This window comes from Bradyrhizobium sp. IC3195 (genome assembly GCF_020193585.1).
Classification (GTDB): Bacteria; Pseudomonadota; Alphaproteobacteria; order Rhizobiales; family Xanthobacteraceae; genus Bradyrhizobium; species Bradyrhizobium yuanmingense.
Map to the genome: position 1 here is coordinate 170,368 of NZ_JADYVG010000005.1, position 26,054 is coordinate 196,421.

27 protein-coding genes and 1 pseudogene are annotated in these 26,054 nt (G+C 63.9%); 13 read left to right on the top strand and 15 right to left on the bottom strand.

Annotation, left to right across the window (positions count from 1 at the left end; all coding sequences use genetic code 11):
• Positions 1–58: 58 nt before the first annotated feature.
• Entirely contained in the window at positions 59–442 is a 384-nt protein-coding gene (locus tag I6F09_RS13410; protein WP_036005622.1) for a DUF1236 domain-containing protein, read from the top strand.
• A gap of 40 nt (positions 443–482) precedes the next feature.
• Here I6F09_RS13410 and I6F09_RS13415 read toward each other — a convergent pair whose 3' ends face one another.
• From I6F09_RS13415 to I6F09_RS13425, 3 genes are all read right to left on the bottom strand, one after another.
• Entirely contained in the window at positions 483–854 is a 372-nt protein-coding gene (locus tag I6F09_RS13415; RefSeq protein WP_036005619.1) for an antibiotic resistance protein VanZ, read from the bottom strand.
• 77 nt (positions 855–931) lie between these two features.
• Positions 932–1,528 carry a thiamine pyrophosphate-dependent enzyme gene (locus I6F09_RS13420; RefSeq protein ID WP_225111779.1) on the bottom strand — a complete coding sequence of 199 codons (597 nt, stop codon included), beginning with the start codon at positions 1,526–1,528 and terminating at the stop codon, positions 932–934.
• Between the two features lie 8 nt (positions 1,529–1,536).
• A complete protein-coding gene (locus I6F09_RS13425) occupies positions 1,537–2,088 on the bottom strand; it encodes a thiamine pyrophosphate-binding protein (RefSeq protein WP_036005614.1) in 552 nt (183 codons plus the stop codon).
• A gap of 242 nt (positions 2,089–2,330) precedes the next feature.
• Between I6F09_RS13425 and I6F09_RS13430 the strand changes: the two genes are divergently transcribed.
• Complete coding sequence (locus tag I6F09_RS13430) at positions 2,331–3,380, top strand: hydroxyacid dehydrogenase (protein WP_036023381.1); 1,050 nt, start codon at positions 2,331–2,333, stop codon at positions 3,378–3,380.
• Between the two features lie 116 nt (positions 3,381–3,496).
• Positions 3,497–3,937: a flagellar basal body rod C-terminal domain-containing protein gene (locus I6F09_RS13435; RefSeq protein ID WP_225188334.1), complete on the top strand. Its 441-nt coding sequence runs from the start codon at positions 3,497–3,499 to the stop codon at positions 3,935–3,937.
• A gap of 36 nt (positions 3,938–3,973) precedes the next feature.
• Here I6F09_RS13435 and I6F09_RS13440 read toward each other — a convergent pair whose 3' ends face one another.
• Positions 3,974–4,915: a dehydrogenase gene (locus I6F09_RS13440; protein ID WP_225188248.1), complete on the bottom strand. Its 942-nt coding sequence runs from the start codon at positions 4,913–4,915 to the stop codon at positions 3,974–3,976.
• A gap of 164 nt (positions 4,916–5,079) precedes the next feature.
• Between I6F09_RS13440 and I6F09_RS13445 the strand changes: the two genes are divergently transcribed.
• Positions 5,080–5,292 carry a hypothetical protein gene (locus tag I6F09_RS13445; protein ID WP_036005605.1) on the top strand — a complete coding sequence of 71 codons (213 nt, stop codon included), beginning with the start codon at positions 5,080–5,082 and terminating at the stop codon, positions 5,290–5,292.
• A gap of 3 nt (positions 5,293–5,295) precedes the next feature.
• Here the strand turns inward: I6F09_RS13445 and I6F09_RS13450 are convergent, their stop codons facing one another.
• From I6F09_RS13450 to I6F09_RS13475, 6 genes are all read right to left on the bottom strand, one after another.
• Entirely contained in the window at positions 5,296–5,871 is a 576-nt protein-coding gene (locus I6F09_RS13450) for a GNAT family N-acetyltransferase (protein ID WP_036023349.1), read from the bottom strand.
• Positions 5,872–5,877: 6 nt separating this feature from the next.
• Positions 5,878–8,235, bottom strand: coding sequence for an Orn/Lys/Arg decarboxylase N-terminal domain-containing protein (locus I6F09_RS13455; protein ID WP_225188249.1), 2,358 nt, complete (start codon positions 8,233–8,235; stop codon positions 5,878–5,880).
• A gap of 96 nt (positions 8,236–8,331) precedes the next feature.
• Positions 8,332–10,536: a xanthine dehydrogenase family protein molybdopterin-binding subunit gene (locus I6F09_RS13460; RefSeq protein ID WP_225188250.1), complete on the bottom strand. Its 2,205-nt coding sequence runs from the start codon at positions 10,534–10,536 to the stop codon at positions 8,332–8,334.
• Positions 10,537–10,543: 7 nt separating this feature from the next.
• On the bottom strand, positions 10,544–11,560 hold the full coding sequence (locus I6F09_RS13465; RefSeq protein WP_036005597.1) for a xanthine dehydrogenase family protein subunit M: 1,017 nt from the start codon (positions 11,558–11,560) through the stop codon (positions 10,544–10,546).
• Positions 11,557–12,042, bottom strand: coding sequence for a (2Fe-2S)-binding protein (locus I6F09_RS13470; RefSeq protein ID WP_225128850.1), 486 nt, complete (start codon positions 12,040–12,042; stop codon positions 11,557–11,559). The genes I6F09_RS13465 and I6F09_RS13470 overlap by 4 nt, the downstream gene beginning before the upstream one ends.
• A gap of 140 nt (positions 12,043–12,182) precedes the next feature.
• The gene (locus I6F09_RS13475) at positions 12,183–12,662 is read right to left on the bottom strand and encodes an Lrp/AsnC family transcriptional regulator (protein WP_225188251.1); all 480 of its coding nucleotides are present in this window, start codon (positions 12,660–12,662) and stop codon (positions 12,183–12,185) included.
• A gap of 143 nt (positions 12,663–12,805) precedes the next feature.
• Between I6F09_RS13475 and ald the strand changes: the two genes are divergently transcribed.
• From ald to I6F09_RS13490, 3 genes are all read left to right on the top strand, one after another.
• Complete coding sequence (gene ald / locus I6F09_RS13480; RefSeq protein WP_225188252.1) at positions 12,806–13,921, top strand: alanine dehydrogenase; 1,116 nt, start codon at positions 12,806–12,808, stop codon at positions 13,919–13,921.
• Positions 13,922–14,189: 268 nt separating this feature from the next.
• The gene (locus I6F09_RS13485; RefSeq protein ID WP_027546306.1) at positions 14,190–14,408 is read left to right on the top strand and encodes a hypothetical protein; all 219 of its coding nucleotides are present in this window, start codon (positions 14,190–14,192) and stop codon (positions 14,406–14,408) included.
• Positions 14,409–14,519: 111 nt separating this feature from the next.
• Entirely contained in the window at positions 14,520–15,578 is a 1,059-nt protein-coding gene (locus tag I6F09_RS13490; RefSeq protein WP_036005585.1) for a putative sulfate exporter family transporter, read from the top strand.
• A 132-nt stretch (positions 15,579–15,710) separates the two neighbouring features.
• Here I6F09_RS13490 and I6F09_RS13495 read toward each other — a convergent pair whose 3' ends face one another.
• The 5 genes from I6F09_RS13495 to I6F09_RS13515 form a co-directional block, all read right to left on the bottom strand.
• Positions 15,711–16,583 (bottom strand): ABC transporter ATP-binding protein, encoded by an 873-nt coding sequence (locus tag I6F09_RS13495; RefSeq protein ID WP_225188253.1) that lies wholly within the window; start codon positions 16,581–16,583, stop codon positions 15,711–15,713.
• Entirely contained in the window at positions 16,580–17,452 is an 873-nt protein-coding gene (locus I6F09_RS13500) for an ABC transporter permease (RefSeq protein ID WP_225188335.1), read from the bottom strand. The genes I6F09_RS13495 and I6F09_RS13500 overlap by 4 nt, the downstream gene beginning before the upstream one ends.
• Before the next feature lie 35 nt (positions 17,453–17,487).
• On the bottom strand, positions 17,488–18,909 hold the full coding sequence (locus I6F09_RS13505) for an ABC transporter substrate-binding protein (protein WP_225188254.1): 1,422 nt from the start codon (positions 18,907–18,909) through the stop codon (positions 17,488–17,490).
• Between the two features lie 182 nt (positions 18,910–19,091).
• Positions 19,092–19,865 (bottom strand): Crp/Fnr family transcriptional regulator, encoded by a 774-nt coding sequence (locus tag I6F09_RS13510; protein WP_036023359.1) that lies wholly within the window; start codon positions 19,863–19,865, stop codon positions 19,092–19,094.
• Positions 19,866–19,964: 99 nt separating this feature from the next.
• Positions 19,965–20,261, bottom strand: coding sequence for a gamma-butyrobetaine hydroxylase-like domain-containing protein (locus I6F09_RS13515; protein ID WP_225188336.1), 297 nt, complete (start codon positions 20,259–20,261; stop codon positions 19,965–19,967).
• A 204-nt stretch (positions 20,262–20,465) separates the two neighbouring features.
• On the opposite strand from I6F09_RS13515, the gene I6F09_RS13520 reads away from it, so the two are divergent.
• The 6 genes and pseudogenes from I6F09_RS13520 to I6F09_RS13545 form a co-directional block, all read left to right on the top strand.
• Complete coding sequence (locus tag I6F09_RS13520; RefSeq protein WP_225186272.1) at positions 20,466–21,239, top strand: ferredoxin--NADP reductase; 774 nt, start codon at positions 20,466–20,468, stop codon at positions 21,237–21,239.
• Between the two features lie 101 nt (positions 21,240–21,340).
• Complete coding sequence (locus tag I6F09_RS13525) at positions 21,341–23,083, top strand: fumarate reductase/succinate dehydrogenase flavoprotein subunit (RefSeq protein ID WP_225188255.1); 1,743 nt, start codon at positions 21,341–21,343, stop codon at positions 23,081–23,083.
• A 32-nt stretch (positions 23,084–23,115) separates the two neighbouring features.
• The gene (locus tag I6F09_RS13530) at positions 23,116–23,349 is read left to right on the top strand and encodes a ferredoxin family protein (RefSeq protein WP_007593252.1); all 234 of its coding nucleotides are present in this window, start codon (positions 23,116–23,118) and stop codon (positions 23,347–23,349) included.
• A gap of 2 nt (positions 23,350–23,351) precedes the next feature.
• Positions 23,352–24,329 carry a HEAT repeat domain-containing protein gene (locus I6F09_RS13535; RefSeq protein WP_225188256.1) on the top strand — a complete coding sequence of 326 codons (978 nt, stop codon included), beginning with the start codon at positions 23,352–23,354 and terminating at the stop codon, positions 24,327–24,329.
• 112 nt (positions 24,330–24,441) lie between these two features.
• Positions 24,442–25,614, top strand: a complete 1,173-nt coding sequence (locus I6F09_RS13540) for a fumarylacetoacetate hydrolase family protein (RefSeq protein ID WP_225188257.1) — start codon at positions 24,442–24,444, stop codon at positions 25,612–25,614.
• A 300-nt stretch (positions 25,615–25,914) separates the two neighbouring features.
• Positions 25,915–26,049 (top strand): annotated as a pseudogene (locus I6F09_RS13545) (sugar ABC transporter substrate-binding protein); the annotation flags it as partial.
• Positions 26,050–26,054 lie beyond the last annotated feature (5 nt).

Consider the following 26,054-nt stretch of genomic DNA (forward strand, 5'->3'; position numbering starts at 1 on the left):
AACAATGCTCCGGCCCCGCGGGTTGAAGGCGCAGGACAATCACTGGAGACAAAACACCATGAAAACCCGTCTTGCGATTACGTTGGCTGCAGCGTCGCTGCTGGCGTCGAGCGCAGCCTTTGCTCAGTCGACGACCGAACAGGGCGCCAGGGACGGCGCGCGTGCAGGTGGCGACATCGGCGGCCCGATCGGTGCAATGGTTGGCGGCACCGTGGGTGCAGCCGTCGGCGCCGGTCTCGAAATTCCGAATGCGGTCCTCGGCGGAATTCCTCGCAGCGACTCCGTCGTGGTCCAGGAGCGCGTCGTGGTCGGCGAGCCGCTGCCTCCGACCGTGGTGCTGCGGCCCGTGCCGAACTACACCGAATATCGCTATGCGGTCGTGAACGATCGCCGTGTGATCGTCGAGCCGCGCACACGCCGCGTGGTCAAGATCATCGACTGATCGACGCAATTCTTTGTGCTGAGCAGGGCCCTGCGGAGCATCACTCCGCGGGGCCTTCGCTTGTCATGGCGGAGCTGGTGCGAAAGCGCGAGAGTAGCCGGTCTGCGGCGGCGGCGAGTGCAAAGCCGAGGCACGCGGTGGCAGCATCGACCAAAAAATCCACCAGCCGCGCGTGACGGCCGGGTGCCCAAAATTGCATCAGCTCGAGAACGCCGATCAGGACGACCGCGGCCGCTGCGCTCAGTAGGCGCCGGCGTGGATAGGCGAGGCCGAAGGCCAATCCCACCATGACGAAGGCAAGCGCATGTTCGCCGTCCTGACCGAGGTCGGAATGGGGGCGAAGGCCGGGAGGACCGAGGGTGGCGAACGTAACGGCAGCGGCGAGCAGCCAGGCAAAGGTACGAATGAACATCCGGGTCGCTTAGCACGAATTTGGTCGGGTTGTCGCGAGGCTCGTATCAGATCGCCGTGTAGTTAATGACAAAAATGTTAAAGCGGATCGCGCACGCCGAGGCCATGCATGAAGCGTTCCCGGATCTGCACGGGGTCGCGCCGGGTGGTGCCCACGCCGGGCTTGTCGTCGATCCTGACCGCGATCAGGCTCGGCTCGGAAGCGGCCATGGCGTCGTCGACCAACCGCTCGAAATCTTCCTCGTCCGCGGCCCAGGCGCTGCTCGCAAGACCAGAGCCAATGGCAATGGCGACGATGTCGGCAACGTTCGCTGCCGGCGTCGGCTGCGCCCCGGTGATTTGGTAGATGCCGTTGTCCATCACGATCATCGTGAGGTTCTTCGGCTTCAAGGCTGCAATCGTCGAGAGCGCACCGAGCTGCATCAGGAGCGAGCCGTCGCCTTCGAGCGCGAAGACGCGGCGGTCGGGCTGCGCCAGCGCCACGCCGAGCGCGATCGGAAAGGCGAGTCCCATGCTGCCCAGCATGTAGAAGTTCTGCGGGCGGTGGCCGGCGGCCCACAGATCGAAATTGGTGTTGCCGATGCCGCCGATCACGGCTTCCTCGTGCTTCAGCTTCGCGATCAGCCGCGAGGTGACGTCGAAGCGGTTCATCACCTTGGTGTTGCCAGTGTTCATCGTCGGCCTCACTTGTCGAAGACCTTGCCGCCCGTCAGCAGCGGGTTGAGGATCAACGCCACCGGCGCCTGCGTGGTGACGGCCTGCTTGATCGAGCGGTCGGCGATGAATTCGAGCTCGTCGAGCCGGGTGATGGTGTGATGCTCCAGCGCCAGCGAATCCAGCACCGGTCGCATGGTGCGGCAGACCAGGGACTGGCCGTAGTTGAATTCGCCGAGCGTGCCGCGCTCAGAGACGAGCATGATCAGCGGAATCTGGTAGGGCACTGCGAGCGAGGCCAGCACGTTTGCGAGCGTCGCAAAGCCGGAGGTCTGCATCAGCACCGCGCCGCGCCGACCGCCCATCCAGGCGCCGGCGACGATGCCGACGGCCTCTTCCTCACGGGCGGTCGCGAAAGTGGTGAAGAAGGGATCGGCGTGCAGGTTCTTGATCAGCGGCGTCAGCACGCGGTCCGGCACGTAAGGGATCAGGTTGATCTCGTTCCGCTTCAAGGTTTGCAGGACGATGCCGTGCCAGCTTCCGTCGCTGCTCCCCTGCGGCTGCTGTTCCGCAATCGCCATCGCGCTCTCCCTGGGGCCGCGCATGCTTCTTGGTTCTTGCCGTCGCGGCGGTCTGCCGAACTTGACGCGGGCAGCGGGATTGTCAACATGTCCGCGCCGTCACCGTGATCTGCGCCAGCAGGCCTGCCGTGGCCGGCACCGCCATGGCATAAGCGGCGACAACCAGAACACGGGAGGGGGCATAGGAGGGCGCGCATCGCGCTGACCGTGCGGACCTCCCGCGAACGAGCGGAAGGGTCCTGATGTCCGTCAACAACAAGCGCGTCGTCTACTCCAATTATTTGGCCAATCCGATCTATATCGACATCCTGAAGGCGCGGTCCGACGTGCGGGTCGATCGCATCGAAAATGGAAGCCCTGAGGATGTTTATGGCCCGCTCCTCGGCGCTGCCCACGTCTACCAGGTCGGCGCCGCCCGCGATGAGCTCGCCCCGCATTTCCATGTCGATGCCGCCTTCCTGAAGCGGACGCCGAATTTGCTGCTGGTCTCCAGCAACGGTGCCGGCTTCGATCCCGTCGACGTCGAGGCCTGCACGGAGGCAGGCGTCGTAGTCGTCAACCAGTCCGGCGGCAACGCCCATTCGGTCGCCGAGCACGCGCTGGCGATGATGCTGACGCTGTCCAAGCGCATCATCCAGTCGGATCGCCGGCTGCGCCGCGAGCGCGACGTCAACCGCAACGATCTCGTCGGCAACGAGGTCGAGGGCAAGACCGTCGGCGTCATCGGCCTCGGCAATGTCGGCCGGCGCATCGCCGCCTTGTGCAAGGGCCTGCTCGGCATGACAGTGCTTGCCTACGATCCGTATTTGTCGGCTGAGGTGATGGCCGAGCGGGGCGGGGAGAAGGTCGAGCTCGACGAGCTGTTGCGCCGCGCCGATTTCGTCTCGATCTCATGCCCGCTCAACAAGGGCAGCCGCAACTTGATCAGCACACGCGAATTCGCGCTGATGCAGCCGCATGCCTATTTCATCACCACCGCACGCGGCTTCATCCACGACGAGGACGCGCTGCTGCAGGCGCTGCGCGACAAGCGCATCGCCGGTGCCGGCCTCGACGTCTGGTCCAAGGAGCCGCCGCCGCCGGAGCATCCGCTGCTCCAGTTCGACAACGTGCTGGCGAGCCCGCACACGGCAGGCGTCACCATCGAGGCGCGCCAGAACATGGGCCGGATCGCCGCCGAGCAAGTGCTGGATGTGCTCGACGGCAAGCGCCCGCCGCGCATCATCAATCCCGAAGCCTGGCCGCGCTATGCCGAGCGCTTCAAGCAGGCTTTTGGCGTGACGCCGGGGTAGGGCGCGCGAAGCCCAGTCGCGCGCCGATCCTTGGTTATCAGGATGAAAACGGAGAGCGGTGGATTTTACTGATGGCGTGAATGAACGCGTATGACCTCTCCTGTAGATCAGGGAGCATGAGCATACTTTCGATTGCGACATCCGGACTTTCTGCGGCGAGTTTGCGCGTGAACGTGGCGGCGAGCAATATCGCCAACATCAGGACGACCGGCCCACTACCCGCGTCAGGCGGGTCGAGCGCATCGGCCGGTGCGGGCATTGCTCCAACGTTTCCTGCAGCCTACGTGCCCTTGCGGGTCGATCAGGTCTCCCAGTCGAGCGGTTCGACGCCGGGCGGTACGGTTGCGACCGTATCGACGGTATCGCCGAGCTATACCGCGCAATCCGACCCGAGCGCTTCCTTCGCAAACCAGGACGGCCTGGTGGCAGCGCCGAATGTCGATCTTGCTAGCGAATTCGCTCAGCTGGTGACCGCAAAATACAGCTTCGTTGCCAATGCGAAGGTCATTCAGGCCTACGCCGAGACGCAAGACACGCTCCTCGACATCAAGGCGTGAGGGCTGACGTCGGCCATGTCTCGCCAGCCTGGGCCACTACCCCAGCTTTGCGCCGAGCTGCTGGAACACGGCCTCGCAGGTCATGAGGTCGAGATGGACGCCGCCCGCGTTCTTGAAGAACGTGATGTCGGACGGTGACGTTCGCCCCTGCACAAGGCCGCCGACGAGGTCGTAGAGGTCGCCGAGGACGTCTGCCTCGCTGATCGCGCCGCTCGCGATCGGCTGCAGGATGTCGCCGACGCCGTGGAAGGCGGATTCCCGCCGGTCCACGAAGACGCGGGAGCGCTTGGCCGCCTCGTCATCAGCCTCCCGGGTTTGCGGTGTGTAGCCGCCGACGAGGTCCAGATGCGTGCCCGGCCGCAGATTGAGGCCCTTGATCAGCGGCTGATGCGCGCGGGTGCAGGTGGTAATGACATCGGCCTCGCGCGTCGCGGCGTCGAGATCCGTGATTGCTTCCGCCTTGATGCCGGCCTTCGCCAAGCGCTGAGCGAGATCCACGCCCCGGTCCGGGCTGCGATTCCAGATCAGCACGCGCTCCAGTGACGGCCGCACGGTGCGATGACCCCGGATCAGCCATTCGGACATCTCGCCGGCCCCGACGCAGAGCAGCGTCTCGGGATTGGGCGGGGCGAGCAGTTTCGTGGCCAACGCGGAGTCGGCTGCGGTGCGCCAATGCGTGATCTCGGTCCCGTCCATCGCCGCCAGCGGCCGGCCGTTGGTGCCGTCGAACAGCACGCACACGGCCTGCACCGCCGGCATCCTGCCTTCGGCCAGATTGGCTGGAAAGCTGGTGAACATCTTGCTGGCCATGTATCGGCCGGGATCGACGGCGCTGCGGATGACGTATTGCCCCCTCTCGTCTCCAAGGAAGGCGTCCAGCACCTCCATCTTCGGCCGGCGATGCGCTTCTTCGAGGGCCGCAATCAGGATCGGAAAGGTCAGAGCCTTCGTGACTTCGGTATCGGAGACAAAGTGCAAGGCAAGTTCCTCATTGGCGACCGGCATTTGCCCATAAACCCGCGCGGCAGGTTCCGCAACGAATCTTCCGCCGGGACTGGACAAGCCTTGATCCGCGTCAAAATCTCCTTTCCCCGTCCGGCCTAAATGGGACTAGAGTGCCGGCGGGCAGGCAGGGAGGTCCCATGTCAACTTATGTCGTCAGGTTCATGAAGGACGTGCTCGGCGAATACGGCCGGCAATGCGAGGTCTGCCAGGGCACGCTCGAGATCGACGCCGCCGACGAGGACGAGGCCAGGGAACGGGCGAAAGCGAGGTTCTGCAAGGACCAGGCGTTGCATCACTGGTCACTGCATGCCGACCGCATCCATGTCAGACCCGCCGACTTCCCGTCGTAGCGACTAGCGCCCGGGTGCCGTGACGGGCGGGGGCGTCGTCGTCCCCGCGCCGAGCGAGCGTTGCACCATGACGGTGTCGGACCAGCGGCCGTGGCGGTAGGCAACGCCGCTGAGCAGGCCGGCGCGTGCGAAACCGAACCGCTCGTGCAGCGCCAGCGAGGGCGCGTTATCTGCATCGATATAGCCGATCATCTGGCGGAAGCCGGCCGCCGCGCAGGCGTCGATCAATTCCTGCAGCAACAGCCGTCCGACCCCGCGGCCGAGATGGGCGTGGTGGACGTAGATCGAGTGCTTGGCGGTGTAGCGATAGGCCGGCCTTTTGCGGAACAGCACGGCATAGGCATAGCCGACGACCTCGCCGCGCCAGGTCGCAACCAGATGCGGCAGGCGGGTCTGCTTCAGGTTCTTGCGCCGGTCGCGCAGATCGTCCGGCTCCGGCGCACCGGTTCCTTCGACATCGCGCGGCACGCCGCTGCGGACGTGATGGCGGTAGATCGCCAGCATCGCCTCGATGTCGCTTTCGCGTGATGGCCGAACCAGGACGGGTTCATCGCTCGCGCGCGCAGCTGCTTCGTTCATCGGCACCTACTCGGTCACGACATAAGTGTAGAGCCCGATGCGCCCATTCGCATCGACCTCCTTGTAGACGCCCTGGATCTCGACGTCGAAGCCCGGAAATGTGTTGAAGCAGGTCTCGAACATCTTGAGATAATCGATCATGGGCTTGGCTCGTTCCGTCAGCCGCTCGCCGGGCACGATGGTGGCGATGCCGGGCGGGTAGACCACGAACGGCGTGGTCGCGATTCGGCCCGCGATCGCCTCGATCGGGAGGTAGTCGACGTCGTTCTTGAACAGATAGCGCGCGGCATCGCGGGGCGACATCGCGATCTCGGGCATATGCTCGGACATGAACTGCCGCGCCTGGAGCGCGCTGACATCGGCGGTGCGGAAGAAACGGTGCATCTCGCCGCAGAGGTCACGCAGCCGTGCACCGGCGTAGCGCGCCTGCCGCCTCTGATAGAATTCGGGGATGACGTCGGCGAGCAGCGCATTGTCGTCGTGCAGTCGCTTGAACGCGACGAGGCCGGAGATCAGCGTGCCCGCCTTGCTCGCCTCGACGCCGGGCGTGAGCAGGAAGAGCAGGGAGTTGAGGTCGTTCTTCTCGGGGACGATGCGGTTCTCGCGCAGATATTGCGCGACGACCGGCGCGGGAATGCCGTGCTCGGCATAAGCTCCCGTCGCACGATCGAACCCGGGCGTGAGCAGCGTCAGCTTGTTCGGATCGGTCATGGCAAAGCCTTCCGCGAGATCGGGAAAGCCGTGCCAGTTGGTATCCGGGGAGAGCTGCCACAGCGCGGGGTTGGTGGCGAGCTCGTCGGTCGAGAGGGTCTCCCAGGCGACGTTATGCGCCGCGCCGGGACGGCTGACATCGGCAATGGCGACGCGATCGGGAACGAAGGGCTCGAAGAACCAGCGGCGATCCGGGTTCTGCTCCTTCTCCTCGAACTCCTGGCGCATCGCGCGGATCTTCTTGCGCAGCTCGATGCCGAGCCGGATCGTGTCGTCCCACAGCACTTCGCCGGAGCGGCCCTTCATCATCTGTGCGCCGACGTCGAGCGAGGCGAACAGCGGGTAGAACGGCGAGGTCGAGGCGTGCTGCATGAAGCTCTCGTTGAAGCGGCGGTGCTCGACGCGACGCTTCTGGCCGCGGATATGGCGGTCCTTGATGTGGATCTGCGAGGCCTGCGAGAAGCTTGCCAGCTGCTTGTGGGTCGACTGCGTCGCGATGATGCCGGGGGCGTCGGGCGAGAGATTTACCAGCCCCATGGCGAAGCGGCCGGCATAAAGGGGGTGGAATTTCATGAAGCCGGCCCAAGCCTCGTCGAACAGGATGTAGTCGCAGAGATGGCCGATACGCTTGATGATCATCTCGGCGCTGTGGATCGAGCCGTCATATGTGCACTGCTCGACCACGGCGACACGGAACGGCCGCTCCTTGCGCCAAGCGTCGCGATCGTTCACCAGGGGATGGTTGCGGATCGCCTCGCGCAAGCTCTTCTCTTCGAGCCGGTCCCAGCGCATCGGGCCGATCAGTCCCCAGGCGTTGCGAACGGTCGGCACATAGACCGGGATGCCGCCATTGATCATCAGCGCGCCGTGATGGGCGGCCTTGTGGTTGTTGCGGTCGAACAGCACGAGATCGCCGTCGGTGACGAGGGCGCCCAGCGCGACCTTGTTCGAGGTCGAGGTGCCGTTGAGCACGAAATAGGTCTTTTCCGCACCGAAGATCGCCGCCGCTTCCTTCTGCGCCCTCAGCGCCGGGCCCTCATGGGTGAGGAGGTCGCCGAGGTCGAGCACGGAATTGTCAAGGTCGTCGCGGAACACGGATTCGCCGAGATGCTCGACGAACACGCGCCCGATCGGGCTGCGGTTGTAGAACACGCCGCCATTGTGGCCCGGGCAGGTCCAGAGCTGGTTGCCTTCCTCGGCATAGTCGACCAGCGCGCCGAAGAACGGCGTCTTCAGCGTCTCGGCATATTGCTTCAGCCGGCTGATCAGGTTCTTTGCGATGAAGGTTGGCGTCTCCTCGGACAGGAAGACATAGCCGTCGATGAAATCGAGCACCTCGACCGGCAAATCCTCGAACCGCTTGCGGCGGATCAGGAGGATGATCGGGAAGTCGAGGCCGCGGCGGCGCATCAGATTGATCAGCGCCGAGGTCTTGCCTTCCAGGCCCTTCTTGCCCCAGTCCACCACCATGCAGCCGATCGCGGCATCGGTCTGCACCGCCATCTCGGCATCCTCCAGCTTGCGGGCCCGGACCACCTCGAAGCCGGAGCGCTGGATCTCCTCGATGATCTGGTTGAAGCGGACGCCTTCGAGATCGTCGGCATCGAACACAGGGGCCGCGAACAGGAAGTTGAAGCGCTTGAAATAGTCCATGGCAGGTCCCGAATGTGCAGGAAGATACAGCTCTCTGCACATTCGATGACATCTGGATGACATGCCCGAGTGCTGCGGCAAGGTTAGCCTGACGCTTCACTCCAGCAGCTTGTCCAGTGTGATCGGGAAGCGCCGGATGCGCTTGCCGGTGGCATGATAGACGGCGTTCGCAATTGCGGCCGGGACGCCGACGATGCCGATCTCGCCGAGCCCCTTGATTCCCAACCGGTTGATGCGGTCGTCGGGCTCGTCGACGAAAATGACGTCAATGTCGTGGACGTCGGCGTTCACGGGAATGTGGTATTCGGCAATGTTCGCGTTCATGATGCGGCCGAAGCGGTGATCCATCACCGTTTCCTCGTGCAGCGCCATTCCAATACCCCAGACGACCCCGCCCATGATCTGGCTGCGGCCGGTCTTGGTGTTCAGGATGCGCCCGGCCGCGACCGCATTCACGATCCGGGTGACGCGGATAATTCCCAGCTCCTCGTCGATCTTCACCTCCGCGAAGACCGCCGAATGTGTGTTGCGGGCGTGCGATTTATCCTCCGCGAATTGGTTGAGCTTCTCCTTTTCGATCCGCTCGAGCTTGCTGTGGCGCATGACATCCGCAATCGAGACAGCGGCCCCGCGACCGTCGCTGCTGGCGATCATGCCGTCAGTCAGGGTGACGTCGGCGGCGTCGAGGTCAGCGAGCGGTGAGCCCGGCATGGCCTTGGCAAGACGTGCGAGTTCCCAGCGAATTTCTTCGGTCGCTCCTAAGACCGCATGCGCGCTTGATGCCGCCATCCAGGAGCCGCCCTCGACGGGGGCTTGCGGCAAGGTCGAATCGGCGAGCCGGACGCTGATATTCTCGATCGGCAGCCCGAGGGCATCGGCCGCGACCTGCGCCACGATGGTGTACGTGCCGGTGCCGATATCGGACGCGGCGCAGGAGACCTCGGCATGGCCGTTGGCCGTCAGCACGATGCGGACGGCGACCGGCATCTGCAGCGCCTCCCACACCCCAGTCGCCATGCCCCAGCCGACCAGTTCCTTGCCGTCTCGCATGGAACGCGGCGCCGGATTACGCCGGCTCCAGCCGAACGCTTCGGCGCCGCGGGCGTAGCACTCGCGCAGCTGCTTGCTGGTGTAAGGCAGGCCTTGGCTCTGGTCGCGATCCGAGTAGCACCTCAGGCGCAGCTCGACCGGATCGAGCTTCAGCGCGACGGCCAATTCGTCCATGGCGCATTCGAGTGCGCACACGCCCGTTGCCGCACCCGGCGCGCGCATGTCGCAGGGCGTCGAAACGTCGAGGTCGACCAGCTTATGGGAAAAGTTGCTGTGGGGACTCTTGTAAAGCTGCTCGGCCCAGCCCGTATCGTTGCGCGAAAAATCCTCATAGCGTGAGGTCACGGCGATGGCTTCGTGGGTGATCGCATCGAGGGTGCCGTCCGGCTTTGCACCGAGCGCAACGCGCTCGATGGTCATGGGACGATAGCCCAGGCCATACATCTGTTGCCGCGTCAGCACGACGCGGACGGACCGCTTCAGTGCGAGCGCGGCAAGGGTTGCCAGCACCACCTGGTGCTGCGGCCGCAGGCCCGAGCCGAAGGCGCCGCCGACATAAGGCGAGATCACGCGGATGTCGTCCGGTTCCTTGCCGAAAACACTGCAGAGAAACTTCTGGACGTTCTGGACGCCCTGCGTTTTGTCGTAGACCGTGAGCCCGCCACTGCCGTTCCAGACGGCTGTCGTCGCGAAGAGCTCCATGGGGTTGTGGTGCTCGGTCGGAATGACGTAATCCGCCTCGTGGCGCACGGCCGCGCGCGTCAGGGCTGCTGCGGCATCACCACGCGGCTTGTGCGGTTGATCCACTTTTTCGGCCTTGCCGCGTTCGGATTCAAGATCGGTCGAAAACGCCTCCTGCTCATATTCGACGCGAACGCGGGTTGCGGCGAACTTGGCGATCTCCCAGTCCTCCGCGACGACCAGTGCGATCGGCTGGCCGTTGAACTTGACCTTCTCATCATAGAGCGGCCGGAACGGCGAGCCCTTCTCCGGCGCCACCTCATCCTTCCAGGCTTCGTCCTTGTCGGCGAGGGGCGGCCGATGTTCATGCGTGAGCACGTCGACCACGCCCTTCACCTTCAGCGCCTCGCTGGTGTCGAGACGAGCGATGCGCCCACGCGCGATGCTGGCCTCGACGACGAAGCCGTGAAGGAGACCGTCTGCTGCGAATTCGCCGGCATATTTGGCGGCCCCGATGACCTTGGCGCGGCCGTCGACGCGCGACGTTGGTGTTCCGACATAGGCGTTCATCGGGTCCTCATGCGATCTTCTTGTGAGCTTGTGATTGCGGCGTGGCGCTTGCGGCCTGCATCAGCGCACGCACGACGGCTCGGCGCGCCAGGTCGATCTTGAACCCGTTGTGGGAGCGTGCCGTCGCTCCCTGCAGCAGCAGGTCGGCGGCGCGCCCGAAATGATCCGGTGTTGCCGCCTGACCGCGCAATGCGGCTTCGGCCTCGAGGCTTCGCCAGGGCTTGTGGGCCACGCCACCGAGCGCAAGGCGCGCTTCGCTGATCGCGTTGCCCTCCAGGTCGACCGCGGCCGCGACCGAGACCAGAGCAAAGGCGTAGGACAGCCGGTCGCGGATCTTCAGATAGCTGTAGTTCCGGGCAAAGCCGTGCGGCGGCAGCTCGATGGCGATAATGATCTCGCCGCTGCCGAGATTGGTATCGAGATGAGGCTTGTCCTCGGGAAGCCGATGGAAATCCGTCAGCGCGATGGTGCGCTGCCCCGAGGGGCGTGCGATATGCACGAGCGCGCCGAGCGCGGCCAGCGCCACGCTCATGTCGGATGGATTGGTCGCGATGCAGGAGTTGCTGGTGCCGAGGATGGCATGGTTGCGGTTGAGGCCATCGAGGGCCGAGCAGCCCGTGCCGGGGCTTCGCTTGTTGCAGGGTGTCGTGGTGTCATAGAAGTAGGGGCAGCGCGTACGTTGCATCAGATTGCCCCCGACCGAGGCCATGTTGCGCAGTTGCGCGGAGGCGCCGGCCAGGATGGCGCTGGCAAGGAGGGGATAGCGCTGCTCGATCAACGGGTGGTAGGCGAGGTCCGAATTCGGCACCAAGGCGCCGATGCGCAGACCGCCGTCCGCCGTCTCCTCGACGTCGCGGAGCGGCAGGCGGGAGATGTCGATCAGCCGGGAGGGCCGTTCGACGTTCTCCTTCATCAGATCGATCAGGTTGGTGCCGCCGGCGATCAACTTCGCACCGGGATCGGCGGCGAGCAGGCGGATGGCGTCGGCAACATCGCTTGCGCGGGAATATTGGAAGTTGTTCATGACCGGCTCATTGCCTGCTCGATCGCAGCCACGATGTTGAGGTAGGCACCGCAGCGACAGAGGTTTCCGCTCATCAGCTCCCGGATCTCATCCGCATCGCGCGCACGGCCTTCGGCCAACAGGCCCGCGGCAGAGCAAATCTGCCCCGGCGTGCAATAACCGCACTGAAAGGCATCGTGGTCGATGAAGGCCTGTTGCAGAGGATGCAGCGCGCCGTCCCTGGCCAAGCCTTCGATGGTCGTGATCTCGGCGCCATCCTTCATGACGGCCAGGGTCAGGCAGGAATTGACCCGTCTTCCGTCGATCAGCACGGTACAGGCACCGCATTGGCCGTGATCGCAGCCTTTTTTGGTGCCGGTTAGTTGCAGACGGTCACGTAGCGCATCCAGAAGCGTGGTCCATGGCATGACCTCGAGCGCGCGGCTTTCGCCATTGACGACGAGGTTGATCGGAATGCGTTCGGGGATCGTAAGGTCGGCCATGGTGTATTTCCCTGCGGAAAGGCCGAGCCGGGCAAATTTTGCAAATGACGCGAGAATGCGTTGCCGCCGCTGGCCGATAGCGCCCAACGGATGACGGGTTGCTTGGTTCCCGACCGGTTCTCCCGATTGAATTTACGAGATCAGCGCTTCGTCTCGCTGAACACCACAGTCGGTACCGCGCGGTTGACGATCTCGCGCAGCGCGAAGCTCGATTGCACCCGCGCGACGCGCGGCAGTCGGGACAGCTCGGTGCGGTGGATGCGCTCGAAATCCTGGATGTCGCGGGCGAGCACGATCAGGATGTAGTCGTCCGTCCCCGACATCAGGAAGCAGCGCACGACGGAGGGACATTTCGTCACCTCTGCCTCGAACGCCTTCAGCGCCTCGTCGCTCTGGCTCTCCAGCGCGATGCGAACCAGCACCGTGGTGGTGAGGCCGAACTGGGCCAGGTCGAGCGCGGCCTGGTAGGCCTGGATGTAGCCGTCATCCTCCAGCGCCTTCTGCCGCCGCGCCAGCGCCGTGCTCGACAAGCCGATCTTGTTGGCAAGCTCGGTGTGGCTGGCTCGCGCATTGGTCGTGAGTTCCGCGAGGATGGCGAGGTCTTTCCGGTCGAGGGCCAAGGTTTCGTTTCCAGCGTCAAAGGACCATTTCGCGCCGGAAACCGGCGCGGGCGCTGCCAAGGTAGCGGATATTTGCACGAAACCAAACCGACCCTCTCGCTACGATCAACAATGGAATCAAAGCATTGGCGAGGGAGATCAAGATGCGCGTCGGAGTCCCGAAGGAGATCAAGGTGCAGGAATATCGGGTCGGGCTCACCCCAGGTGCGGTCCGCGAATACGTTGCCGCCGGGCACCAGGTGACGGTCGAGAGCGGCGCCGGCAGCGGCATCGGTGCGTCCGACGAGGTGTACCGGCGGGCAGGGGCGTCCATTGCCGAGACCGCTCGCGAGATCTTTGCAAAGTCCGACATGATCGTGAAGGTGAAGGAGCCGCAGAAGAGCGAATGGGCTCAGCTTCGCGAAGGCCAGATCCTTTTTACTTACCTTCATCTTGCGCCGGATCCCGACCAGGCCAAGGGCCTGCTTGCTTCCGGCTGCACCGCAATCGCGTATGAAACCGTCACGGACGCGAGCGGTCACCTCCCGCTGCTCGCCCCGATGAGCGAAGTCGCCGGCCGCCTCGCCATCGAGGCCGCCGGCGCCGCGCTCAAGCGTTCCAGCGGCGGCCGCGGCCTGCTGCTCGGCGGCGTGCCCGGCGTGCAGCCGGCACGCGTCATCGTGCTCGGCGGCGGCGTGGTCGGAACGCAGGCGGCACGCATGGCCGCCGGCTTAGGTGCCGAAGTCACCGTGATCGACCGCTCGATCCCGCGCCTGCGCGAACTGGACGATCTGTTTGTTGGACGCGTACGCACCCGTTTCTCCACCATCGAGGCGGTCGAGGACGAGGTGTTCGCCGCCGACGTCGTGATCGGTGCCGTGCTGGTGCCCGGCGCCAGCGCGCCGAAGCTCGTCACCCGTGCGATGCTGAAATCGATGCGGCCGGGAGCCGTGCTGGTCGACGTCGCGATCGACCAGGGCGGCTGCTTCGAGACCTCGCACCCGACCACGCACGCGGAGCCGACCTACGAGGTCGACGGCGTCGTTCACTATTGCGTCGCCAACATGCCGGGAGCCGTGCCGGTGACCTCGAGCCAAGCCCTGAACAACGCGACGCTGCCGTTCGGCCTGATGCTCGCCAACAAGGGATTTGCGGCCATCTTGGAGAATCCGCATCTGCGCAACGGGCTCAACGTGCATCGCGGCCGGGTGACGAACAAGGCGGTGGCGGAGAGTCTGGGGCTGGAGTTTGCGCCAGTAGAGAGCGGACTGGCGGCGTAGCGAGATGGGCCATCGTCGGTGCGGCGCCATCAACCGACTGGAAGATGGCGCTGCCGCCGTGCTCCCGAGCCCTCGGGGAATCCCGACGCGGTGAAGGCGTTGTGACCGGAGCGGCGGTGTCCAAATAGGCGGAAAGAAGAAAACTATTGCCGCGGTCCTGTCAGGAGGAAGGAGTTTCCCCTTCTGAGGGCAAAAACGCCAATCGCTTCCATTGCTGTTTGCAGCCGAAACGACGACATTTCCGCCAGAAATTGGTGGATCGGCAGCCATGGAACGCACTGGATTTGAGCCCTTCGGCGAGCAACTGGTGTCCGCAACGGACACACAGCCGAAGTCGCGCGCCTCGAAGCTCCTGCTGCGGGCCGGCACCACCCTGTTCTGGTCGCTGGTCGCGGGCATCGTGCTGGCCCGTGCAGCCTTCTTCGAGCCCGGCATCTATGACGGTTTCAGCCGCGTCGCCTCGCTGGCCAAGAACCTGATCTTCTGAGGCCGTTTATTCCGGTCCGAGGACAGAACTTCTCTCGGCCCTGATATGTCGAAAACATATTTCCCAATCGGGTCGTGGTGCGTATAAATCTTTCTCCTTCGGGAGAGATTTGTGTCGCAGAATCAAGCATCCAGCCCGGCCGATTCCAAGCCGGTCACCGCCGCGGGCCGTATTGCGGCGCTGATTCCGGGCATCCTCCTCTGCGTTCTCGTGGCCGGTGTGTCGGCCCTGCTCGAGCGGGCCGAACTGGGTATGTTCGAGCACCCCTATGTCGAGGCGCTGGTCATGGCGATCCTGCTCGGCATGGCGGTGCGCAGCTTCTGGAAGCCGGCCCCGCGGTGGCAGGCCGGCATCGCCTTCAGCGCCAAGCAACTGCTGGAAGTCGCGGTGATGCTGCTCGGGGCCTCCATCAGCTTTGCCGCGATCGCGGCTTCCGGCATTGCGCTGCTCGCCTCCATCGCCGCGGTCGTCGTGGTCGCGCTCTGCGTCTCCTTCGGCCTCAGCCGGCTACTCGGCCTGTCGACGCGGCTGTCGATCCTGATCGCCTGCGGCAACTCGATCTGCGGCAATTCCGCCATCGCCGCAGTGGCGCCCATCATCGGCGCCAGCAACGACGAGATTGCATCCTCGATCTCCTTTACGGCGATCCTTGGCGTGATGATGGTGCTGGGCCTGCCGCTGCTGATCCCGCTGCTGCAATTGTCCGCAACGCAGTACGGCATTCTCGCCGGGCTCACCGTTTACGCAGTGCCGCAGGTGCTCGCCGCGACGGTGCCGGCAGGTCTCGTCTCAACCCAGATCGGCACGCTGGTGAAGCTGATGCGTGTCCTGATGCTCGGCCCGGTCGTCGTCGGCCTGTCGCTGGTCGCTTCGCGCTGGCAGAGCGATGCCAAGAAAACCAGCGTCGGCTTCTTCCGCCTGGTCCCCTGGTTCATCCTCGGCTTCCTTGCGCTTGCGACCCTGCGCTCGCTGGAGATCGTGCCGGCGACGGTGGTTGGCCCCGTGACGACGATCACGAGCTTTCTCACGGTGGTCTCGATGGCCGCCCTCGGCCTTGGCGTCGACGTGCGCGTGCTCGCCAATGTCGGCGGTCGGGTGACGGCGGCCGTGACGCTGTCGCTGCTGCTGCTGCTGGGGATCAGCATCGCGCTGGTGCACTGGTTCAAGTGATCAGGGCAAAGCTGCAGTAGGGTGGGCAAAGGGGCGCAAGCGCCGTGCCGACCGTTCTATAAGAGACGGAGAACCGTGGGCACGCTTTCGCTTTGCCCACCCTACGAGACCGTCATTGCTGCGAGCGGTAAGCTAAATCACGTCCGCGAGCGAGTGGCCGTGCAGCTCGATGTTCAGCCCCTGCATGCCCAAGTCGTTGATCTCGCCGCCCATCGCCTTCAGGCTCTCTTCGCGGATCAGCGACATCAGCCCGCGGCGGAGCGCCAAGAATTCCGACGACATCATCATCGATTGCTGCCGCGGCCGCTCCAGCGGGATCGGGATCTCCGCCTTGATCGAGCCCGGCCGCGCGGTCATGCAATAGACGCGGTCGGACAGGAAGATGGCTTCGTCAATGTCGTGGGTGACAAACAGCACCGAGATCTTCAGCCGCTGCCACATATTGGTGAGGATCTGCTGCATGATGACGCGCGTCTGCGCGTCGAGCGCGCCGAAGGGCTCGTCCAGCAACAGCACTTTCGGTCCCGTCGCGAGCGCGCGGACGATGCCGACGCGCTGCTTCATGCCGCCGGAGAGCTTTTCCGGATAATGCTTTTCGAACGCGTCGAGTCCCGCAAGCCCCAACAGCGTGCGCGCGGCGCGTTCGCGCTGCGAGCGCGGCATGCCGCGCATCTTCAGGCCGAACTCGACGTTCTCGCGCACGGTTTTCCACGGAAAAAGAGAATATTGCTGAAACACCATGCCGCGTTCGGCGCTCGGACCGTTTACCCGCTCGCCGTCGACGGTAACGACGCCGGTCGTCGGCTTGAGGAAGCCTGCGACCGCATTGAGCAGCGTCGACTTTCCGCAGCCGGACGGGCCGACGATCGACACGAACTCGCCGGGCCGCACATGGATCTGCGTGTCGGTCACGGCCTGCACCGCGCCCTCGATGGTCTCGTAGGCGAGGGAGAAGTTCTTGACTTCAATGTGGCCTTTTGGGCTGTTCACTAGCACCTCGCTCATGTCGACCTCCACGGCATTACCAATTGCCCTGCGCCCCTGATCAGCAGGCTCGACCCGAGGCCGAGCACCCCGATCGCGATCATGCCGAGCGCGATGTCGGCATATTGGACCAGCGAATAAGCCTCCCAGGTGAAGTAACCGATGCCGTACTGACCGGAGATCATCTCGGCCGCGATCAGCGACACCCAGGCGACGCCCATGCCGACGGTGAGGCCGGTGAAGATGTGCGGCAGCGAGGCTGGGAAATAGACCTCCCGGAAGATCGAGCGTTCGCGCGCGCCGAGACATTGCGCGGCGCGTACCAGCACGGGGTCGACCAGCGACATGCCGTGCAGGGTGTTGACGAGAATCGGGAAGAACGAACCGAGGAAGGTGATGTAGACGATGCTCTGCTCGTTGGTCGGCCACAGCATGATCGCCATCGGCACCCAGGCGATTGCCGGGATCGGCCGCAGCACTTCGGCGACCGGGAAAATCACCTCATGCACCAGCTTGAAGCGCCCCATGATGAGGCCGAGCGGCACGCCGACGATCGCCGCGAGCGAGAATCCGATGAAGATGCGCCGGCAACTGAGCAGGATGTGCATCAGGAATTTAGGATCGTGAATCGCCTTTATGAAGCTGTCATAGACCGCGAGCGGCGAGGGCACGTTGGTGAAGCGCACGAAGAACACGACCCGATAGGTCGTGAGCAGGTGCCAGACCAGCAGAAAGGCGAGCAGCGAAATCACGCCGATTGCCGCCGCGCGCAGACCTGCCCGATTGAGCCGGTACCAGCGCAAGGCGAATGTACCGAAGGAAGGCGGCGTCGTAGGCCGGATGATGGCGGCGGGCGCGGAGCCCGCCTCAGCAAGTGCTGTTGCCGGCATGCTGTCCTCGGGCTGTCTGACGAGGGCGGGGCTGCTCACGTCTTGCCTCCGCCGACGGCGGCCTTCATCGCTTCATCGAAGCCGAGCACCTTGCCGCTGATCTTGGCAGCGTAGGCTTCGGCGTCCTTCTTCAGCAGGAACGGGGCGACCTCGCTATTGCCGACCGCGAAGAAGGCCTGATCGGCGAACAGCTTGATGCCGCGCGTGGTGTCGAAGACGTAGGCGACGTTGATTTTCTTGCCCTTGGCCTTGTAGTCGGCATAGGCGCCGAGCGTGCAGCTGGCGGACGAGAAGGGCATGATGCCGGCACCGTCGACCCAAACTTCGCCCGCCTTGCGCGGATCGGTGATGGGCTTCTTGCAGAAGCTGTCCTCGCCCGAGATCTCATAGTTGTTGGTGCTCGCGTGCTGGGCGTCGTAGTCGAGCTTCATTTCAGCATAGGCCTTGCGGATGTATTTGTCGTCGACCCATTTTTTCGGATCGAACTCCTTCATGCGGCCGAGATTCTGCAGCACCTTGACGTCGGTCGTGGCCGCATCGATCAGCGCCGGCTTGATAGTCGGATCGGTCGTCATATTGCCGCTGGGCCCTAAGAAGATGTAGACGACCTCCTTGTTGATGCCGGTCCATTCCTGGATCTTCTCGGCGGCCAGCTTGGGATCCGCGCGCAGCCACTGATTGGCGGCGATTAGCGCCTTGAAATAGGCGACGACGACCTCGGGATATTTTTCGGCGAAGTCGGTGCGGACCACGATGCCGTGGAAGGTCGGCAAGTTCGTTTCGACGCCGTCGAAGATCTTCCGCGCGAAGCCGCGGAACGGCAACAGCTCGGCGAAGGGGACGAAATCGGCGTGCCCGTCGATCTTCTTCTCCTGCAGATTGGTCGAGCCGACCTCCGGGCTCTGGCTGACGAGCTGGAAGAAATCGGACGCATAGCCGCGATCCTGCATCGCTTTCAGCACCATGCCGTGCGCGGCGGAGCCGAAAGGCACGCTGACGAGCTTACCCTTGAGATCGGCGAGGTCGTAATAGGGTGAGTCCTTGTGGACGACGAGGCCGTTGCCCGAGCCGGACAGGCTGTAGGCGGCGATGCCGACGAGGCGGCTCTTGCTCTCCGGATTGCTCTCGAAGGTGAATCCGTTCACGATGAGCGGATAGTCGCCCATCATCCCGATCTGCAGCTTGTTCGCCATCATCGCGTTGGTGACGGGCGGACCGGAGGTGAAGTTCTGCCATTCGAGCTCGAACTTGATGTTGGCGTATTTGCCGTCCTTCGGCAGGTACTTCTCGAGCAGTTGCAATTGGCGGATGACGACGCCTGCGGTGACCGTGTTGGTCGTGGTATCCTGCGTTCCGATGCCGAGCTTGACGGTTTCCGCAGAAGCCGGCTGCGCGACGAGCAGCGCCAGCGACGTCACCGACATCGCGATCGAGAGCGTGGGAAGATGGCGGACCATTCTCATCCTCATTCGGTTGGATGTGCTGTGGGTGCCATGATTGGGGGAGGGCGCAAGCAGGGCAAATCCGGAGTGGCCGCCGCAGTCGATTAGTTGCCGGGAAAAGCTGATTGCATACTCCTTGGGCAGTCCTGCACTATAAAGCCGCTTGCCTGTGCATCGGCCATGGTCGCGGGCGCCCTTCAATCCGTCGCCTGGCCGCGCATCTCCTCGAGAATGTCGGTCCGGCAGACCACGATCTGCGACCGTTTGGTCAGCACGATTCCCTTTTCCTGCATCCGCTTCAGGCTGATCGTGACCCATTGCCTGGTGGCGCCGACCATGTGGGCGATGTCGGCGTGGGTGAAGGCCGCGGCGATCACCGTGCCGTCGGCATCCTCGACGCCGTAGAGCTCGACGAGATGCAGCAAGAGATGGGCGAGACGCTGCGTGATCGAGCGCGTCCCCAGCATCTGGGCCAGCGCCGAATAGCATTTGCCCTTGAACGTCAGGCCTTCGATCAGGCCAATCGCGAGGTTCGGGATCTCTGTAGCAAGGGACCGCAGTTCCTTTCCGGGCAGGTGCACGACGCTGCAATTACTGGAGGCAACGCCGGACCATTGATGCACGGTGCCTTCGAACACTTCGGGACCGCCGACGAAATTGCCAACATGCCAATAGGCCAGCGTGATTTCGCGTCCAAGTGGCGAGGTGTAGAACACGCGGATGCGGCCGCTCTCGATCAGCCAGATGCCGTCATGCTTGCCGCCCTGGCTGAACAGCGTCTGGCCGCGGTTGAGGACCTTGCGGCGGCCCTGCTTCAGCACCAACTCCCGCTCGCGAGGTGAGAGCTTGTCCATCAACGGTGGTGGACCCCCGATCCATTGCTGGTTCTCGGTGAGCAGTAGCGAGGAGCTGCCGGCAGGCCGTATCGCTGCGGGAACAGCCCCGCGCACCGCATTCGCCGCCTGCAACATCGCCTGCCTCCCGAACGTTCAAATCGTTCTAAAGAGGAGCAATGTCCGTGCCAGATGGGGGCAGACGCCTCGCGCGGGGAAACGACACCGAAGACCGGGTCACTGCCCCGCCAAGTTCAGCAGATACGACTTCGGATATATTCCCCGGTTGTGCCCATCCGAGAACGAGATGTTCAGCCCATAGCCGAGATCGCCGATGTCGGTGATCGCAATTCCCGGAAACGCTTTGGGGAAGCGGCCGTCGAAGCGGGCGCGGGTGCAATGGGCGCATTTGCAGGAGAGGCGGAGTGTTTCGGCGGAAACGCTGAGCGCGCCGCCCTGCGCGGTGCGGACCAGGAGCGAAGCGAGATCGGCGCTGGCTTCGTAGCCGGCCGCGGTCGGTGCCACCAATGTCATCGTCATGACGAACCTCTGACTTCATTCTACGTCGAGGCGGGAACGCACGAATAGCAACTAATTGCCGGTGCGGGCGGGATCGCGAGCCCGCTCTTCGAGCAACCCACGCTAAATGTGAAACTAATCGACCGGGAACTTCACTTCCGAATTGCCGGACTCTCCTCTCTCCGAAACCTTGCGCGTCATCGACGACAAGGAGAGACGATGAGTGCATTTCAGAAGGAAACGGTTCTGTCGGTCAGGCACTGGACCGATTCCCTGTTCAGCTTCACCGCGACGCGCGATCCCGGCTTCCGCTTCCAGAACGGCCAGTTCGCAATGATTGGACTGGAGGTCGAGGGCAAGCCGTTGATGCGGGCCTACAGCATGGCCAGTGCCAATCACGAGGAGGCGCTCGAATTCTTCTCGATCAAGGTGCAGGACGGCCCGCTGACCTCGCGCCTTCAGAAGATCAGGGAAGGCGACATCATCCTGGTGGGTCGCAAGGCGACGGGCACGCTGATCACCGGCAACCTCATTCCGGGAAAACGCCTGCTGCTGCTTTCAACCGGAACGGGCCTAGCGCCCTTCGCCAGCCTGATCAAGGACCCCGACGTCTATGAGAATTACGAGACCATCGTGCTCGCCCATGGCTGCCGCCAGGTCTCGGAACTCGCCTATGGCGAGCACCTCGTCGAGGACCTGCGCAATCACGAATTCTTCGGCCCCTTGATCCGCGACAAGCTCGTCTACTACCCGACCGTCACCCGCGAGCCGTTCCGGAATCGCGGCCGCATCACCGACCTGATCGCCTCGAACCAGCTCTTCGAGGATATCGGACAAGCGAGCCTCGAGATCGAAACGGACCGCATCATGCTGTGCGGCAGCCCGGCGATGCTCGAGGAACTCCGCGCGATGTTCGCGGCGCGCGGCTTTGTCGAGGGCAACCATAGCCAGCCCGGCCATTTCGTCATCGAAAAAGCCTTCGTCGAGCGCTGAGCTACAAATCGCGTCCCAGCGACAACTAATTGCTATCGCGGCGACGCCCCCTGAACAAATCTGACGCAAAGGCGCCGGGATCGGCGAACCAGGAGCAAGCGATGGCACTAGATCAGATCGTCGACGGACTTTCGGAAGTTTCCTGCGATGTGCTGGTGATCGGCGGCGGCACAGCCGGCCCGATGGCGGCACTGAAGGCGAAGCTGAAGAACCCGACGGCCAATGTCGTCCTGCTCGAGAAGGCGAACGTCAAGCGCTCCGGCGCGATCTCGATGGGCATGGACGGGCTCAACAACGCCGTCATCCCCGGTTACGCGACGCCGGAGCAGTACACCAAGGAAATCACCATCGCCAATGACGGCATCGTCGATCAGAAGGCGGTCTACAAATACGCCCAGAACTGCTACAAGATCATCGAGGAACTGGACAGCTTCGGCATTCGCTTCCTGAAGAACGAGAACGGCGACTACGCCGTCAAGAAGGTGCATCACATCGGCACCTATGTGCTGCCAATGCCGAACGGCGAGACCGTGAAGAAGGCGCTGTATCGCCAGCTCCGCCGCGCCCGCATCCTCATTTCCAACCGCTACATGGCGACGCGCCTGGTCAAATCGGGCGACGGCCGCATTGCCGGCGCCATCAGCGTCAATACGCGTACCGCCGAGATGCTGGTGATCAAGGCCAAGGCCGTGATCCTCTGCATGGGCGCCGCCGGTCGCCTCGGTCTGCCGACGTCCGGCTACATGTTCGGCACCTACGAGAACGCCGCCAATTCCGGCGACGGCTACGCCATGGCCTATCACGCCGGCGCAGCGCTCGCGAACCTCGAATGCTTCCAGATCAACCCGCTGATCAAGGACTATAACGGCCCGGCCTGCGCCTATGTCGCCGGCCCGTTCGGCGCATATACGGCAAACAACGAAGGCTCGCGCTTCATCGAATGCGACTACTGGTCCGGCCAGATGATGCTGGAGTTCTACAACGAGCTCCTCTCCGGCAAGGGCCCGGTGTTCCTCCAGCTCAAGCATCTCCACCCCGACACCATTTCCGAGGTCGAATCCACGCTGCACAAGGTCGAGCGTCCGACGCGCGGCCTGTTCCAGCAGGGGCGCGGGGTCGACTACCGCAGTGAGTCCATCGAGATGCATATCTCCGAGATCGGCTTCTGCTCCGGCCACAGCGCGTCAGGCGTGTTCGTCGACGACAATGCCCGCACCACCGTACCCGGCCTCTACGCCGCCGGCGACATGGCGAGCGTCCCGCACAATTACATGCTCGGCGCCTTCACCAACGGCTCGGTCGCAGGCATCGACGCGATGGAGTTCGCCGACAACCATGATTTCGCGGAATTCGACGCGGCCGACGTCGCCATGGAACGCGAGCGCGTGATGGCGCCGACCAAGCGCGAGGACGGCATTCCGCCGAACCAGATCGAGTACAAGACCCGCCGTCTGGTCAACGACTATCTCCAGCCGCCGAAGGTCACGCGCAAGTATGAGCTCGGCATGCGGCGGCTCGCCGAAGCGCGTGAGGATATGCAGGAGCGCATGATCGCGCGCAACGCGCACGAATTGCTGCGCGCGCTCGAAGTGCAGTCGATCATGGACTGTGCCGATATGGCCGCACACGCCTCGCTCTACCGCGAAGAGAGCCGCTGGGGTCTCTATCACTGGCGGACGGATTTCCCGGAGAAGGACAACGAGAACTGGTTCTGCCACACGCTGCTGTCCAAGCAGGACGGCAGGATGACCAGCGAGAAGCGCGCAGTCGAGCCCTATGTCGTGCCGATCGCGGACGACGAGAAGGACCTCTACGACAAGCAGCGCATTCGCGCCTCGGCCTGATTCACCAGAACATACCCAACAGGAGACATCACATGCCTCTCGCGTCCTATCAGACATCGGTCCCGGTGGTCGTCGACGATGCCAAATGCATCGCCGACAAGGGCTGCACCGTCTGCGTCGATGTCTGCCCGCTCGACGTGCTGCGCATCAGCGACATGACCAACAAGGCCTACATGGCCTATGACGAGTGCTGGTATTGCATGCCCTGCGAAGCGGATTGTCCGACCGGCGCCGTCACCGTCAACATTCCCTATCTGTTGAGGTGATCATGTCGAGCCCGTTCGAATCCTATGACGATCTCGAGGACGCCGACGAGCGGCTGCAAGCGGCCGATCCCGCCGAACGCCGCGTCGCCATCATTGCACTCGGCCATTCCGGCGATCCCGTCGCGGTCGCACATCTCGCCAAAATGGTCGCCGATCCCGATGCCGGTGTGCGCCAGCAGGTCGCGATGGCGCTCGGCGAGTTCGACGGACCGGAGGCAGCAAGCGCGTTGGTGAAGCTGCTCGTCGATCCCGAGAGGATCGTCGCGGCGGCTGCGGCCGACAGCATGGCTGAATTCAAGGACCCCGCCTGCGCCGACGCGATCCTGCCGCTGGTCAGGCATACCCACGCTTTCGTCCGCATGGGCGCTCTGCGCGCGCTGAAGGAACTGCGCCGCAGGGATACACTCAAGCCCGCGCTGGAAGCGCTCCAGGACCCTGACGCCGCCGTCCGTGTGCAGGCGATCGGCGTGATCGGCTTTCTCAAGCTGGAAGAATCCATTCCGGCGCTAACCGCGCTGATCAACGATCCCGATGCCCATGTGCGCCGCGCCGCCGTGAGCGCATTGGCCTTTTCGCAGATGAAGCCGGCGGCGGAGACCATCACCCGCGCGCTGAAGGATGCCGACTGGATGGTCCGCGAGATGGCAGCGGAGACGCTGGGTCTCAACGTGAATGGTGCAATCGCGGCTGATCAGCTCGTCGGCTGCCTCGCGGACGAGTTCTGGCAGGTGCGGCTGAAGGCGATCCGCAGCCTTGGCAAGATGAAGATCGAACGCGCGGTGCGGCCGATCGGCAATTGCGTCAATCACGACCAGGCGAATTTGCGCAAAGAGGCCGCCGCCGCGCTAGGTGAGATCGGCCACCCTGACGGCGAGGCATTCCTGGCCGTGATCGCCGACGATCCTGATCCTGATGTCCGCAAGAATGCGCGCTGGGCACTGCACCAGATTGCAGCGCGAAAGGCGCGGGCAGGGGCATAGTTGCACGGCGCGTCGCCGCTCTGGACTTCCAGCGCCAGACGTTTATTGGTCTTCGCTCACGGGAACGGCCGCTGCGAATGCGGCCATTCCTTAGAACAGCGAGGACGCGGCCATGACGACATTGACTGTAAAGGACCTTCTCCCCGAGGACGGCACGAAGGGGACGCTGGTCGGCCGCGTCTGGCTGCCGCAGGTCAACGGTCCGGCCGTCGCCGCCATGCGCGGTGACGGTGTGTATGACGTCACAGCAAAATTTCCGACCATCAGTGCGCTCTGCGAGACGGACGATCCCGCCAAGGCGCTTGCCGCCACCAAGGGCGAGCGCATCGGTGATCTCGAGGCGATCGTCGCCAACACCCCGCCGGACGGGCGCGATCCCCAAAAGCCCTGGCTGCTCGCGCCCGTCGATCTCCAGACGCTGAAGGCCGCCGGCGTCACGTTCGCGATCTCGATGCTGGAACGCGTTATCGAAGAGCGCGCCAAGGGCAATCCGGCCTCGGCCGAAGCGATCCGGAAAGAAGTGACGCGCCTGATCGGCGACGATCTGTCAAAGCTCAAGCCGGGCTCGGATCAGGCGATGCACCTGAAGCAAGTGCTGATCGATCAGAATGCCTGGAGCCAATATCTTGAGGTCGGCATCGGTCCGGATGCCGAGGTTTTCACCAAGGCGCCCACCTTGTCGTCGGTCGGCACCGGCATGGATGCCGGCCTGCACCCGAAATCGACCTGGAACAATCCCGAGCCCGAGCTCGTGCTGTTCGTGTCGAGCCGCGGCAAGATCGTCGGGGGCGCGCTCGGCAACGACGTGAACCTGCGCGACTTCGAGGGCCGCTCGGCGCTGCTGTTGTCGAAGGCCAAGGACAACAACGCGTCCTGCTCGATCGGCCCGCTGCTGCGCCTGTTCGACGACACCTTCACGCTCGACGACGCGCGCAGGCTGGACATCAGCCTGAATGTCACGGGCGCGGACGGCTTCGTTCTCGACGGCCATTCCTCGATCAGCAAGATCAGCCGCGATCCGACCGATCTCGTCGCGCAGACCATCGGCAAGGTGCATCAATATCCTGACGGCTTCGTGCTGTTCCTCGGCACCATGTTCGCACCCGTGAAGGATCGCGATGCGCCGGGGCAGGGATTCACCCACAAGCGCGACGACGTTGTCACTATCGCAGCGCCTCAGCTCGGCAAGCTCGTCAACCGCATGCGCACCAGCGACGAGTGCGAGCCCTGGACGTTCGGCATCGGCGCACTGATGAAGAACCTGGCGCAGCGGAAGCTGATCTAGCGCTGCTGCCCTTCGCCTCCCGCAAGCGGGGGCGCACCTTCGCCCCGCTGACAGCTGAGGCTCCATCGCGCCGCCTAATTTTTTCATCCCTCCGTTGCATGAAGGGAGCAAAATCGCGCTGAACGTGTCACAACTCAGCTCGCTCCACCTCGGCTGCGTTTGCTCCAAATAGTCAAATAATATGACTAGTCGGAACTCAACTTCCGTGAAATAGTGCCCGCCGCTGGCGCGAAGGCCGGCCTGTGGGTGCCATGCTACCAATCGGCGCCCCCGGATAAAACATCTTGGGAGACGCGCCTGATGCCCCCTAAAGCTCTCTGTGCGGCCAGCGCCATGGCCGCCTTGTTGCTCGCGACGCCGGCCAGCGCCCAGCTCACGATCGGCTTCTCGCAGATTGGATCGGAATCCGGCTGGCGCGCGGCCGAAACGTCCGTCTCAGC

Coding starts and splice junctions, on each gene's coding strand:
- I6F09_RS13420 (WP_225111779.1), bottom strand. CDS start 1,528: ATGAACACTGGCAACACCAAGGTGATGAACCGCTTCGACGTCACCTCG.
- I6F09_RS13455 (WP_225188249.1), bottom strand. CDS start 8,235: ATGGACTATTTCAAGCGCTTCAACTTCCTGTTCGCGGCCCCTGTGTTC.
- I6F09_RS13445 (WP_036005605.1), top strand. CDS start 5,080: ATGTCAACTTATGTCGTCAGGTTCATGAAGGACGTGCTCGGCGAATAC.
- ald (WP_225188252.1), top strand. CDS start 12,806: ATGCGCGTCGGAGTCCCGAAGGAGATCAAGGTGCAGGAATATCGGGTC.
- I6F09_RS13495 (WP_225188253.1), bottom strand. CDS start 16,583: ATGAGCGAGGTGCTAGTGAACAGCCCAAAAGGCCACATTGAAGTCAAG.
- I6F09_RS13485 (WP_027546306.1), top strand. CDS start 14,190: ATGGAACGCACTGGATTTGAGCCCTTCGGCGAGCAACTGGTGTCCGCA.
- I6F09_RS13425 (WP_036005614.1), bottom strand. CDS start 2,088: ATGGCGATTGCGGAACAGCAGCCGCAGGGGAGCAGCGACGGAAGCTGG.
- I6F09_RS13530 (WP_007593252.1), top strand. CDS start 23,116: ATGCCTCTCGCGTCCTATCAGACATCGGTCCCGGTGGTCGTCGACGAT.
- I6F09_RS13540 (WP_225188257.1), top strand. CDS start 24,442: ATGACGACATTGACTGTAAAGGACCTTCTCCCCGAGGACGGCACGAAG.
- I6F09_RS13460 (WP_225188250.1), bottom strand. CDS start 10,536: ATGAACGCCTATGTCGGAACACCAACGTCGCGCGTCGACGGCCGCGCC.
- I6F09_RS13515 (WP_225188336.1), bottom strand. CDS start 20,261: ATGACATTGGTGGCACCGACCGCGGCCGGCTACGAAGCCAGCGCCGAT.
- I6F09_RS13505 (WP_225188254.1), bottom strand. CDS start 18,909: ATGGTCCGCCATCTTCCCACGCTCTCGATCGCGATGTCGGTGACGTCG.
- I6F09_RS13430 (WP_036023381.1), top strand. CDS start 2,331: ATGTCCGTCAACAACAAGCGCGTCGTCTACTCCAATTATTTGGCCAAT.
- I6F09_RS13500 (WP_225188335.1), bottom strand. CDS start 17,452: ATGCCGGCAACAGCACTTGCTGAGGCGGGCTCCGCGCCCGCCGCCATC.
- I6F09_RS13410 (WP_036005622.1), top strand. CDS start 59: ATGAAAACCCGTCTTGCGATTACGTTGGCTGCAGCGTCGCTGCTGGCG.
- I6F09_RS13450 (WP_036023349.1), bottom strand. CDS start 5,871: ATGAACGAAGCAGCTGCGCGCGCGAGCGATGAACCCGTCCTGGTTCGG.
- I6F09_RS13435 (WP_225188334.1), top strand. CDS start 3,497: ATGAGCATACTTTCGATTGCGACATCCGGACTTTCTGCGGCGAGTTTG.
- I6F09_RS13470 (WP_225128850.1), bottom strand. CDS start 12,042: ATGGCCGACCTTACGATCCCCGAACGCATTCCGATCAACCTCGTCGTC.
- I6F09_RS13535 (WP_225188256.1), top strand. CDS start 23,352: ATGTCGAGCCCGTTCGAATCCTATGACGATCTCGAGGACGCCGACGAG.
- I6F09_RS13465 (WP_036005597.1), bottom strand. CDS start 11,560: ATGAACAACTTCCAATATTCCCGCGCAAGCGATGTTGCCGACGCCATC.
- I6F09_RS13510 (WP_036023359.1), bottom strand. CDS start 19,865: ATGTTGCAGGCGGCGAATGCGGTGCGCGGGGCTGTTCCCGCAGCGATA.
- I6F09_RS13520 (WP_225186272.1), top strand. CDS start 20,466: ATGAGTGCATTTCAGAAGGAAACGGTTCTGTCGGTCAGGCACTGGACC.
- I6F09_RS13525 (WP_225188255.1), top strand. CDS start 21,341: ATGGCACTAGATCAGATCGTCGACGGACTTTCGGAAGTTTCCTGCGAT.
- I6F09_RS13415 (WP_036005619.1), bottom strand. CDS start 854: ATGTTCATTCGTACCTTTGCCTGGCTGCTCGCCGCTGCCGTTACGTTC.